Origin of the sequence: Paenibacillus validus NBRC 15382, assembly GCF_004000985.1 — a bacterium.
GTDB classification, from domain to species: domain Bacteria; phylum Bacillota; class Bacilli; order Paenibacillales; family NBRC-103111; genus Paenibacillus_G; species Paenibacillus_G validus.
In genome coordinates this window covers 1-11,544 of the sequence record NZ_BIMH01000077.1, presented here as the reverse complement: position 1 = coordinate 11,544, position 11,544 = coordinate 1, and the positions used below count along the sequence as shown (strand labels likewise).

The window sequence follows — 11,544 nt, the reverse complement described above, 5'->3', positions numbered from 1 at the left end:
TCGATCTATCGGCAGAAAGACTGCTGGATCTATATTATCAGATGTGGCTGGTGCGGTATTTCGACGAGAAGGTCGATGAGTTTTTTGCCAAGGGATTGATACACGGGACAACGCATCTGTGTGTAGGGCAGGAGGCAACGGCTGTCGGGGCTTGCGCGGTATTGGAAGATCGGGATAAGATCACAAGCACGCACCGGGGCCATGGTCATTGTATCGCGAAAGGCGCGCAGGCGGACCGGATGATGGCGGAATTGTTCGGCAGGGAAACCGGCTACTGTAAAGGCAAGGGCGGCTCGATGCATATTGCGGACGTAGAGAAAGGCAACCTGGGAGCTAACGGGATCGTAGGCGGCGGCATTCCGATCGCAGCAGGCGCTGCGCTTACGTCGAAGATGAAAAACCTGGGTTATGTCGTGCTCTGCTTCTTCGGTGACGGCGCAAGCAACGAGGGAAGCTTTCATGAAGCGATCAACCTTGCAGCGATCTGGAAGCTGCCGGTTGTCTTCTTTTGCGAGAACAATCAATACGGGATGTCCGGTCCGGCGAAAGAGATGATCGGGGTAGAGAACATTGCGGACCGCTCCAAGGCTTACGGCATCCCGGGCGTTGTGGTGGAAGGGAACGATATCTTTGAAGTCATGCGTGTGACGAACGAAGCGGTCGAGCGGGCCCGGAACGGCAGCGGACCGACGTTAATCGAAGCGAAGACCTACCGCTGGAAGGGACACTCGAAGAGCGACGCCAAGAAGTATCGGACCAAAGAAGAAGAGCAGTACTGGAAAGAAGAAAAAGATCCGATTGCGAAAATGGCGGCCCGCTTACTAGCGGATCAAGCTGCAACCGGGGAACAGCTCGAGGAGCTGCGGGTGAAGGCGCTGAAAGAAATCGAAGCGGCCGTCAAATTTGCGGAAGAGAGCCCGATGCCGTCTCCGGATGCGATTACGGAGGACGTATTCGCTTAAGTTGGCTGAAGTTCTATAGATGAAGGTACAGGGTAAGGGGGAGCCGAACGAAGTGAGGAAAATAACGTATTTGGAAGCGATCAAAGAGTCGATGTCCCAGATGATGCGGGAAAACGAGGACGTGTTTGTACTCGGAGAGGATATCGGCGTGTACGGGGGAGCGTTCGGGGTCACGCGAGGGATGATCGAGGAATTCGGTCCGGAGCGAATCCGCAATACCCCGATTTCGGAGTCGGCGATCGCCGGCGCTGCCGTTGGGGCGGCGCTTACGGGGATGCGGCCGATCCTGGAGCTGCAATTTTCCGATTTTATAACGATTGCGACCGATCAGATTGTCAACCAAGCGGCCAAAATCCGCTATATGTACGGCGGGAAGGGCAAGGTGCCGATGGTACTGCGCACGCCAGCGGGCTCGGGTACGGGAGCAGCCGCGCAGCATTCGCAAAGCTTGGAAGCGTGGATGGCGCACATCCCCGGCCTGAAGGTCATTCAGCCTTCGACCGCGTATGATGCGAAGGGCTTGCTACGCGCAGCGATAGAAGACGATAACCCCGTCATATTCTATGAACATAAATTGCTCTACCGGACCATGGACGAGGTGCCGGAAGAGGCCTACACGCTCCCGATCGGCAAGGCGGACGTGAAGCGCCAGGGGACGGACGTAACCGTCGTCGCGACGTCGATTATGGTGCACCGCGCACTGGAGGCGGCGGGGCAGCTGGAGAAAGAGGGCATTCAGATCGAAGTGATCGACCCGCGGACCTTGGTGCCGCTGGACATCGAAACCGTGGTGGAATCCGTGAAAAAAACCGGACGCCTCATCGTCGTTCACGAGGCGGTCAAACGCGGCGGTTTCGGCGGCGAGATTGTCAGCCAGGTCATGGAAAGCGAGGCGTTCGATTACCTGGACGCTCCGATTCAGCGGCTGGGCGGCTTGGACGTTCCTATTCCCTACAATCCAATCATGGAGAAAAAAGCCGTTCCCCAAGTCGACGATATCGTCCAGGCTGTGAAGAAGGCGCTCAAGTAAGTGGCAGGGAGGCCCGAAGGAGATGCTAAATGAAGTGTTCATGCCGAAGCTCGGCATGACGATGGAAACAGGCACGATTATTCGCTGGTTTAAACAAGAAGGGGAAGCCGTGCGCCAAGGCGACACGCTGCTGGAAGTGCTGACGGATAAAATCAATATCGAGGTGGAAGCGTACCATTCCGGTATTTTAGTGAAACGGTATTACGAAGAGGATGCGGTTGTACCCGTCAACCACGTCATCGGTTACATCGGAGAGGCCGGGGATCAGGCTCCGGCATGGCCGCCGGACGCTTCGGGAGCGGCTTCGGATGGCGAAGCGGCCGGGCCTGCAGCATCGGGTCAGGGTGCCGTTGAAGCGTCCGAAGAGCCGGCGCAAGCGCCGGCGGAAGGGAAGCCGCGGGCAACCCCGGCGGCGCGAAAAGCTGCGCGCGACCACGGCGTGGCGCTGCAGCAGGTCAAGGGCAGCGGAGAGAAGGGACGGATTCACCGTGCGGACGTTGAAGGGTACGTCTCTGCGGGCGTCAAGGCTAAGGAAGCAGCGTCGACGGTCAGGGCGACCCCGCTGGCGCAGAAGGTTGCGGCGGCGAATGGCCTGGAGCTTGGTCAGGTAGAGGGCAGCGGCGAACGCGGCAAAATCGTGCGCTCCGATGTCGAGCGCGCCCTGCAGCCCGCGAAAGCGCAAGCCGGGGAGAAACGGGTGATCAAGCTGCAGGGCATGCGAAAAATTATTGCGCAGCGGATGTCGCAAAGCGCCTATACGGCTCCGCACGTCACCATCACGACGACGGTGGACATGACGGCGGCGAAAGCGATGCGTACGGAGCTGCTGCCGATCGTCGAGAAGCAGACGGGCCTGCGGCTGTCGTATACGGAGATCCTGCTCAAAGCGATTTCCGCTTGCCTCGTGAAGCATCCGAACTTGAACGCGCGATGGGAGAATGAAGAGGTCGTGCTTCAGGACCATACGAACATCGGGTTGGCCGTGTCGGTGAAAGACGGCTTGCTCGTGCCGGTCATCTTCGAAGCGGAGCGTATGGGTCTGGCGGAGCTGGTGAGGAAATCGAAGGAGGTTGCGGGGAAAGCCCGCGACAACAAGCTGAAGCCGGAAGATTTGAGCGGGGGGACGTTCACGGTCAGCAATCTCGGGATGTATGCGGTCGATTCCTTCACCCCCATCATTAACCAGCCTGAGGTGGCCATTCTGGGAGTCGGACAAATTCAAGACAAGCCGGCTGTCATCGGGGGGCAAGTGCTGGTTCGGCCGATGATGACGCTGAGTCTTTCGTTTGACCATCGGGTGGTCGACGGCGCTCCGGCCGCAGCCTTTTTAACGGAATTAAAGACCGTGCTGGAACAGCCGTACCAATTGCTGGTTTGATTTTGATTATGAGGGTTGAGGTGACAACGGAGTCTCTGCATGAGTCGGTTGCGGAAGCTGCGGATGGCCGGTATGGGAGTTCGTCATGAACACGGGATAAGGTGCAATCGAAGAGGTTGTCTCGATAAGGACAACCTTTTTGAGTTATCCTAAATTGTGATATAATCGTTGATATGTTGAAGTACGGATGGGGTTGAGCGATGATGATGACCGATCAGGAAAAGAAGTTTTTACTCAAGATTAGTCGCATGTACTATTTTGACGAACTCACGCAGGCGGAAATCGCCAAGAAGGTGGGCGTTTCCAGGCCGATTATTTCCAAGGGTCTGCAGAAGGCGCGTAATGAAGGGTTGGTTGAAATCATTATTCATGACCAGGCCTTTCAAACGATAAATCTGGAGCAAGAAATTGAAACCGCCTTTTCACTGGTTGATGTCGTCGTTGTGCCTACAGCCGATATGCCCGCTGAAATTGCGAAGAGTGTCTTATCTAAAGCTGCGGCCTCGTATGTGCTGAAGCATCTAAAGGACGTATCTAAGATCGGCATCTCCTGGGGGACGACCTTGTACAATCTGGTCAAGGAATTTCCGAATGAAGCTCATGACGATTTGAAGGTAATCCCGCTTGTAGGCGGTATGGGATCTAACCGGATCGAGCTTCACTCGAATCAGATTGCCTATGAATTATCCAAGAAGCTAGGCTGCAGCTGTGAATCGTTATATGCTCCTGCTATTGTAGAAAGCGAGAATTTTCGAGACCTGCTGCTGCAAACGCCGACGGTTGCCGATGTACTTGAAGAAGCGAAGAAAATCGACCTTGCCATAGTGGGAATCGGAAATCCGTACATGAATTCGACGATGGAGGAGATCGGATATCTCGGCGCTAAAGAGCTCAGAAGTATCAAAGAGGCAGGTGTGGTAGGGGATATCAACTCATGCTTTATTTGTGCAGACGGCTCCATTGCCAAGGACACGATCAATGAACGGGTCGTTGGGATTCGTGTGGACGATCTAAGGAATGTGGGGAAGGTTATTGCTGTCGTTGAAGGAGCTCATAAGGTAGAGGCGATCCTGGCGACGCTTCGGGGAGGCTATATTCACACGTTGATAACCGATGAGCAAACGGCCGTAGAGTTGACGCTAAAGATGAGAGGCCAAAAGTAATGGACATGACCTCTGGTTGCAGACGATGCAGCCTTTTTTATTAGTGAAACCGCTTTTTGATATTGATACTTCAAATGAAAGCGGTTTATAATAACAGTGACAATCGCAAAATTCGACAAATTTAGCGTATCGCATAAAAGGACAGCGAAGGCTGCTGCTCAGCAAAGAAGGGAGATGAAAGCATGTCTTCGTACAAAAGGTGCGGAGCAAAACCCGGGATTCCTGTTAGCCACATGGAATAGGATATAATATGGTGAAAATTTGAGAATAATCGGGGGAACGATATGAAAGAGACTCAGATCAATACTTCTCTTTTTTGTATCCGGTGTAAAGAAGAAACCGACCACACGATCACCTATTTAAATAAACATATTTCTCGAATCCATTGTGATTTTTGCGGTAGACAGATGGATATTCATATTGACATTTCTCACGAAATTTACGATGAAGTTGTGAAGAGAATCAGGAGCAAGCCGGTACGCATGACGGAAGAATACCGCCATCACCTGAAGGAGTTTCTGCTCTCGTTGCCGGTAAGGATCGTTAGTAAGCCGTACCGGGTGTATAGGGAAGCTAAAGAGATCGAAGGATACTTTAAGAAGTACAGTGTTAGAAAAAAGTAAGTTCAAGAACCGCCGCGGCGAACTCCAGAATCCCTCACCGAATCGCCTCACCGAATCGCCTCTGCGAGGCCCTGTACCCGATTCCGGGCGTCCAGCTTCCTGATGGCGGACTTCGCATCATCTTGTATGGTAAATTTATCATGAATCCTGAACATCACACACGGAGCTGCGCGGGATTGCGGGCTCCGTTTTCTATTGCACGCCGGAGCCTGTACGCGCAGTTCCGAATCTGAATAAATGGTTATGGAATCATTCCTTGAAAATAAGAAAGTACAGTCTCGATGGAGACCACATCCGCGTACTTGGCTTGCAAATCGAATAAGCTCTGCTTATGTGCCGCTTCCGACCGGTCTCCGACAGCTTCTTCTACGATCATAGGGCGGAATCCGTAAGAGATAGCGTCTACAGCGGTTGCGCGTATACAGCCGCTTGTTGTGCAGCCGGTTAGGATTACCGTGTCCACTTGCTGGGATACGAGGCGGGATACGAGGTCCGTTCCGAAAAACGATGAGGCATATTTCTTGACAATGATCGTATCGCCAGGTTCCCTATGAAGGGTGGAATCTACAGCTACGACATCTGTGCCTGATCGAAGCGTAACCAACCCGCTCTGCTTCAAGGCCCAAATGCCCGCGTCTTTAAGATTGTCATCATAGCTGACCGTTGTGAAAATAACGGGAATGCGCAATAACCGCGAGGCGTCGATCAGACGGTTCGTCTGCAGCAGCTGCTTATCCACATTGGCGGCCAATACCAAGTCAGGGTTCCGGTAATCTGTAAACGCTTTAATAAAATCTACAACTACAATCGCCGGACGCTGTCCAAAACCGATTCGCTGTCCAAATCCTTTTTCTTTAAAAAAAGTTTCCTCGTCAATATGAGTCATGCTATTCCGCCCCTTCGTTATGGATTAAAACTTATATAAACTTATTCAAAAATTAACATAAAATATAAATGTTAGTCAATATTATATCGGTTTGAAAGGTTTAAAATAAAAATAAAAAATAATTGGTGCGTATAGCGGAACTTTTGCGTTGAAAGCTTAAGGAAAGGGGAGTAAGCTATCCCTGTTCCATGTTGAAAGCGCTTAGAAACTGAAGGGGGAAGGAGTGCATGTCTATGGCTAAACCATGTGATGCGGCGGGGAGGAGTGCTTATTCGGGTGCCGGATTTTTTTACATGCCATGTGTAACCGGTTTACTACACTTGAAAGAAGGATCCTATGTCAACGATTAGGGACGTTGCCAAGTTGGCCGGGGTTTCGGTTGCCACCGTCTCCAGAGTTATTAATCAAAAAGGCTACATAAGCAAAGACACGGAAAAGAAGATCAAAGCTTGTATGGCCAAGTTGCAATATTCACCCAGTTCAGTTGCCCGGGGCCTGGCAGGCAAGAAAACAGATACCATTGCACTGCTTATTCCCGATATCACCAATCCGTTTTTTCCCGAAATCGCCAGAGCGGTGGAGGATACGGCAAGCAGTTATGGGATAACCACCCTTTTGGGAAATTGTGATGAAAACGGAGTTAAGGAGCTTCGTTATCTCGATATTCTCAAGAAACGCTATGTCGATGGCATCATATTTGCCGAGCATGGTCTTACATGGAATGAAATTCACGGCATACTGGGTTCCGGGATGCCTATTGTATCTCTTGATCGCGCTGCGCTTTCCGAAGAGGTTTCCTCTGTTCGAGTGAACCATTATCAGGGTGCCGTTCTTGCCGTCGAACATTTGCTGTCCATCGGCTGCAGAAGAATAGCGCATATAAGCGGTCCGAATCACCTTATTACTTCCGCCAACCGGAATCGCGGTTATACCGATACCTTGCGAAACGCCGGATGCTTTGATCCTGATCTTGTTTATGAAGGGGATTTCAGTATGGAGTGCGGGATGCGTGTAACTGAACAATTACTGAAGGAAAACGAAGGGGTAGACGGGATTTTTACCTCCAACGATCTCATGGCCGTTGGTGCATTAAAAACATTGATTCGATCGGGTGTTAAAGTCCCTGAGGATGTGGCTCTTATCGGTTTTGACGGGATCAGCATGACACAGATGGTAGAGCCGGAAATCAGCACCATCGCGCAGCCGATATACGAAATCGGAAAACAAGCGGTATTTCAATTAATTCATCAAATCGAAGACCGTCATGAGCTGCCGGAGATGACCCCCCGTGTCTTGGAAACCAAGCTGATCCAAAGAGCTACAACAACAAGATTTTAATAGGGTGTAGCCTGCTTTATTGAAATAACAAAGGATATCATGAGGAGGTTCACATGCAGCGTATTATTCTGGATACGGATATCGGTACAGATGTGGATGATGCCCTGGCTTTAGCATTGGCCTTAAGGTCTCCGGAAATTGTATTGGAGGGAGTAACAACGGTTTATGGGGATGTAGATATTCGTGCGCGTCTGGTAAAAAAACTGATGCATTTAGCTAATCGCCATGATGTGTGCGTCTACAAAGGGATTGAGAAGCCGCTGCTGCAAAATCGGGAAGTGTTTTGGGCGGGACATGAAGAGCTGTTATTATCGAATCATGAAGCCTTCGACATTGAAGACCGGCATGCCGTTGATTTTATCATTGACAAGATTATGAGCAATCCCGGCGAAATTACCCTTGTACCGATCGGGCCCCTTACCAACATTGCGGTCGCCATAATTCGTGAACCCCGAATTGTTGAGCATGTTAAGGAGATCATCCTGATGGGGGGCGTTACTCGCCTAGGGAATAACGGAATTGAATTGCCCCCGATTGAGCATAACGTGAAATGCGATCCCGAGGCGGCATCCCTTGTTTTTTCCTCCGGGGCTCCAATCGTCATGGTTGGATTAGACGTTACGATGAAGGTTCGAATCACATCAAAGGAAAAAGATGAGCTTTATGCTTCCGGAGATCCGCTAAATATCGCATTGGCCCAGTCCATTGAGAAATGGTTGCGTTTTCGGGGCAAGGATTGGACGGCGATGCATGATCCGCTGGCTGTATCTTTATTGGTTGACCGGTCCATTGTCCAAACGCAAAGAATGAACATAAGAGTAGAATACGATCACCGCCATCCTACAGGACAAACCGTCGCGGTTTTCTCTGAAGACGCCAATGTGGAGATAGGCTTGGAAGTAGATAATGAAAGGTTTATCCGATTATTAATGGATCGGTTGCTTGCACAAAATTGAAAATAGGGGAGAAAAAGAAATGAAAAAAATCGTATCTGTACTGCTGATCGCTATGTTGGCATTTACTGCAATCGCCGGCTGCTCTTCGGGTAACCAGCCGGTACCGGAAGCTAAAACGCCAGACAACACAGGTTCGGATAAGCAAGCAAAAACGGAAATCACGATCATGGTTCTCGGCGAATGGCTCAAAGATCTTCAGGTGCTTGTAGGAAAATTCGAAGAAGCAAATCCCGACATCAAAGTGAGTGTGGTTTCGTTGCCGTTCCGGCAACTATTCGAAGGAATCGAGGTACAGATGAATTCGAAGAAACCTACCTTTGATTTATTTACAGTAGATGGTCCTCTGGTTGCGAACTACACGGCCAAGGGCTTCCTGGAACCGTTAGACAGCTATATTACCGCCGAACAAAAAGGAAAGCTGATCGACTCCTCTGTGCAGTTAGGAACGTTTAACGGCAAGTTCATGGCATCCCCGTTAAATACTTCCAGTCAGCTGTTATACTACAACAAAGATATTCTCACGGCCAAAGGAGTTACACCGCCTTCAAGTGACCCGAAAGAACGTTGGACATGGGAAAAATTAGTGGAAGAAGGAAAGAAACTGACCTATGACAGCAACGGAGACGGGCAAACGGATGTATTCGGTTTTAGTTTCCAGCAAATTGGCCGCCCTTATCAGGTATTGCCTTTGGCGCACAGCTTAGGGGCGAAAGTCATCAGCGACAACGGCATCCAAGCAAGCGGGTTTACGAACTCTCCAGAGATGGTTCAGGCAAGCAAATTTTACTTTGACTTATTCAATACGTGGAAGATTAGTCCCAAAATTAGCCCCGATGTGTCCATCGATTACTTTGCAACAGGTAAAGTGGCGATGTTTGTTGGAGGAACGGCGTTATTGAAGCAGCTTCAAGATAAAGGTCTTTCTTTCGGTTATGCGCCTATTCCTTATTTCGACGGGCAAAAACCGGCAACGCCGACCGGAAGCTGGCATTTAGGCATTTCCCAATTCTCCACCAAGAAAGAAGCCGCTGCCAAGTTCATTCAGTATGCGACAGTCGGGGAAGGATCGAAAGTTTGGTTCGAGCAGCGTAATGAAATTCCGGCTAACAAGGAATTGCTGGATGCCATCGACAAGGAAGCTAAATTCAACGAATTCCCGGCAAGCGGATTAAGACTGGCTGCTTATGAAGCAAAAAATACGTCGGTTTCACGACCATCTACGCCAGGCTATCTGGAATGGGAATCTTTGCTGAACAAGGCATATGAGGATATAAAAAATGGCTCGGAACCCAAAAGCGCACTCGATAATGCCGCTGATCAGATTGACCGCCAACTCAAGAAATATGAAACCATAGCCAAATAATTTCTTTCATGACCTGTAATGTATAAGGAGGGCGTTTCTATATGACAAATGTCCCTCCTTTTATCTTAACTAGCAGACCATAGGGTGGTGAGTCAGAATGAAGGATAGAGCCTATGTACCGTATGCGTTTTTATTTCCGGCGCTTTTGGGGATTTTAATATTTAAACTTCTGCCGATCGCCGAAGGACTGAAGGAGAGTTTGTATGCCTCATCCTTTCTGGCAGGCGAGAAAATATTCACAGGATTAAAAAATTATGGGGATCTTCTAACTGACCCTGTGTTCTGGAATTCGGTGAAAATTACCCTGTTGATGAATGTCGTCATCAATCCTTTGCAGATTGTTCTCGCTTTATTTCTTGCGATACTTTTGAATTATCATTTGCGAGGCATAGGTTTTTTCCGCTCTATTCACTATATTCCGATAGCCGTTTCGCTGCCCATTGCATGTGTGCTCTGGAGCTTGATGATGAATCAGGAACAGGGCATTCTTAACTCGCTGCTTATAGCGGTAGGCCTGGAGCCGCAACCCTTTCTAGGAAGTCAGGATCAAGCGCTGTGGGCGATCATAGCGATTGCTACCTGGAGAGGCGTAGGGTATTGGTCCATCTTTCTCCTGGCCGGATTGCAGGAAGTTCCTCTCTCGCTCTATGAAGCGGCATCGATTGACGGTGCGGGCAAGTGGAAGCGGTTCAAGCATGTCACGATTCCAATGATGAAAAGGCCGCTTATTTTTGTAACGGTAGCTGATACGGTAACAAATTTCTTACTGTTTGCTCCGATGTATATTTTGACCAAGGGCGGTCCTCAGGATAGTACCAACGTTCTGATGAATGAAAGCTTCAATAGTGCATTCATGTATTCCGATCCGGGAAGAGCCTCGGCTATTGTTATGATCCTGCTTTGCATCATATTGATTATTATTACCGCACAGTTCAAGTTATTTAAAGCGGAACACTAATGAGGGGGGATGGAAATGAAGCTTAGTCTTAAACCTGTTATATATGCCATTCATTTCCTGCTTGTCGGGATTGTCATTTTTCCGCTTTTGTTTGCTTTGGTTTCATCGTTTAGACCTTTAGACGATATCTTCCGCTATGTTTCGCCTATATCGTGGAGAACTTTTATTCCCACTTCAATGACCTTGGAAGCTTATACGAATCTTTTTCAATTAAGAGGATTCGGCCGGGTCGTATTTAATACTTTTTTCATTGCGATCGTTACCGTAATCTTTAGCATTGCGATTAACTCTATGGCCGCGTTTGCTTTCGCAAAATTTAATTTCAAAGGCAAAATCGTGATTTGGGCCTTAGTGATGTTAAGTTTTATGATTCCGTTTGAAGTGATATCGATACCGTTATACAGTTTGGTTAACAGTATGGGATGGGTGGATACGTATAAGGGTCTCATCATACCGGGCATCGCAAACGGTCTGGTTATCTTTTTGTTCCGCCAATTTTTTATGGACTTACCGGATTCTTTATTGGAATCGGCAAGAATGGAAGGGGCTTCCTGGTGGATGATCTATACGAAGATCATCATGCCGCTCTGTAAACCGGTGACGATAAGTGCAGGGCTGCTAACGTTTATTCTTCAGTGGGAATCTTTTATGTGGCCTTTAATCGTAACTCGATCAGAGGAATATAGGGTCATTCAGGTGGCCATTAGTTTGGCTACCACCGAACATGCGACTTTCTGGAATGAAATGTTTGCGGCAACCGTCCTGGCCGTGGTCGTGCCAGTCGTATTGATTTTAGTACTGCAGCGCTACTTTGTTCAGGGTGTTGCCAGTTCGGGTTCCAAGGAAAGCTAATGATCCAAGTTGAGCGAAGAGAGGAGTTGCTTTTG

At 49.3% G+C, this 11,544-nt stretch carries 11 protein-coding genes; 10 read left to right on the top strand and 1 reads right to left on the bottom strand.

Annotated features, from left to right (window positions below; all coding sequences use genetic code 11):
- The 5 genes from PVA01S_RS25270 to PVA01S_RS27430 form a co-directional block, all read left to right on the top strand.
- Positions 1 to 962: thiamine pyrophosphate-dependent dehydrogenase E1 component subunit alpha (locus PVA01S_RS25270; protein WP_244933047.1), on the top strand; the 962-nt coding region annotated here is incomplete at its 5' end.
- A gap of 52 nt (positions 963 to 1,014) precedes the next feature.
- A complete protein-coding gene (locus tag PVA01S_RS25265; RefSeq protein WP_127610563.1) occupies positions 1,015 to 1,992 on the top strand; it encodes an alpha-ketoacid dehydrogenase subunit beta in 978 nt (325 codons plus the stop codon).
- 22 nt (positions 1,993 to 2,014) lie between these two features.
- Positions 2,015 to 3,370, top strand: a complete 1,356-nt coding sequence (locus PVA01S_RS25260; RefSeq protein WP_127610561.1) for a 2-oxo acid dehydrogenase subunit E2 — start codon at positions 2,015 to 2,017, stop codon at positions 3,368 to 3,370.
- A 200-nt stretch (positions 3,371 to 3,570) separates the two neighbouring features.
- The gene (locus PVA01S_RS25255; protein WP_230876220.1) at positions 3,571 to 4,533 is read left to right on the top strand and encodes a sugar-binding transcriptional regulator; all 963 of its coding nucleotides are present in this window, start codon (positions 3,571 to 3,573) and stop codon (positions 4,531 to 4,533) included.
- A 407-nt stretch (positions 4,534 to 4,940) separates the two neighbouring features.
- Positions 4,941 to 5,156 (top strand): hypothetical protein, encoded by a 216-nt coding sequence (locus tag PVA01S_RS27430; protein WP_244933046.1) that lies wholly within the window; start codon positions 4,941 to 4,943, stop codon positions 5,154 to 5,156.
- Between the two features lie 241 nt (positions 5,157 to 5,397).
- Here the strand turns inward: PVA01S_RS27430 and PVA01S_RS25245 are convergent, their stop codons facing one another.
- Complete coding sequence (locus PVA01S_RS25245; protein WP_127610557.1) at positions 5,398 to 6,042, bottom strand: isochorismatase family protein; 645 nt, start codon at positions 6,040 to 6,042, stop codon at positions 5,398 to 5,400.
- 336 nt (positions 6,043 to 6,378) lie between these two features.
- Here PVA01S_RS25245 and PVA01S_RS25240 point away from each other — a divergent pair, with 336 nt between their 5' ends.
- The 5 genes from PVA01S_RS25240 to PVA01S_RS25220 all read left to right on the top strand — a co-directional run bounded on the left by PVA01S_RS25240 (position 6,379) and on the right by PVA01S_RS25220 (position 11,509).
- Positions 6,379 to 7,380 carry a LacI family DNA-binding transcriptional regulator gene (locus PVA01S_RS25240; RefSeq protein ID WP_127610555.1) on the top strand — a complete coding sequence of 334 codons (1,002 nt, stop codon included), beginning with the start codon at positions 6,379 to 6,381 and terminating at the stop codon, positions 7,378 to 7,380.
- A gap of 53 nt (positions 7,381 to 7,433) precedes the next feature.
- Positions 7,434 to 8,336, top strand: a complete 903-nt coding sequence (locus tag PVA01S_RS25235; protein WP_127610553.1) for a nucleoside hydrolase — start codon at positions 7,434 to 7,436, stop codon at positions 8,334 to 8,336.
- A gap of 19 nt (positions 8,337 to 8,355) precedes the next feature.
- Positions 8,356 to 9,699, top strand: a complete 1,344-nt coding sequence (locus PVA01S_RS25230) for a sugar ABC transporter substrate-binding protein (RefSeq protein ID WP_127610551.1) — start codon at positions 8,356 to 8,358, stop codon at positions 9,697 to 9,699.
- Positions 9,700 to 9,796: 97 nt separating this feature from the next.
- Positions 9,797 to 10,657: a carbohydrate ABC transporter permease gene (locus PVA01S_RS25225; protein WP_127610549.1), complete on the top strand. Its 861-nt coding sequence runs from the start codon at positions 9,797 to 9,799 to the stop codon at positions 10,655 to 10,657.
- Positions 10,658 to 10,672: 15 nt separating this feature from the next.
- Positions 10,673 to 11,509 carry a carbohydrate ABC transporter permease gene (locus tag PVA01S_RS25220; RefSeq protein ID WP_127610547.1) on the top strand — a complete coding sequence of 279 codons (837 nt, stop codon included), beginning with the start codon at positions 10,673 to 10,675 and terminating at the stop codon, positions 11,507 to 11,509.
- Positions 11,510 to 11,544: the final 35 nt, after the last annotated feature.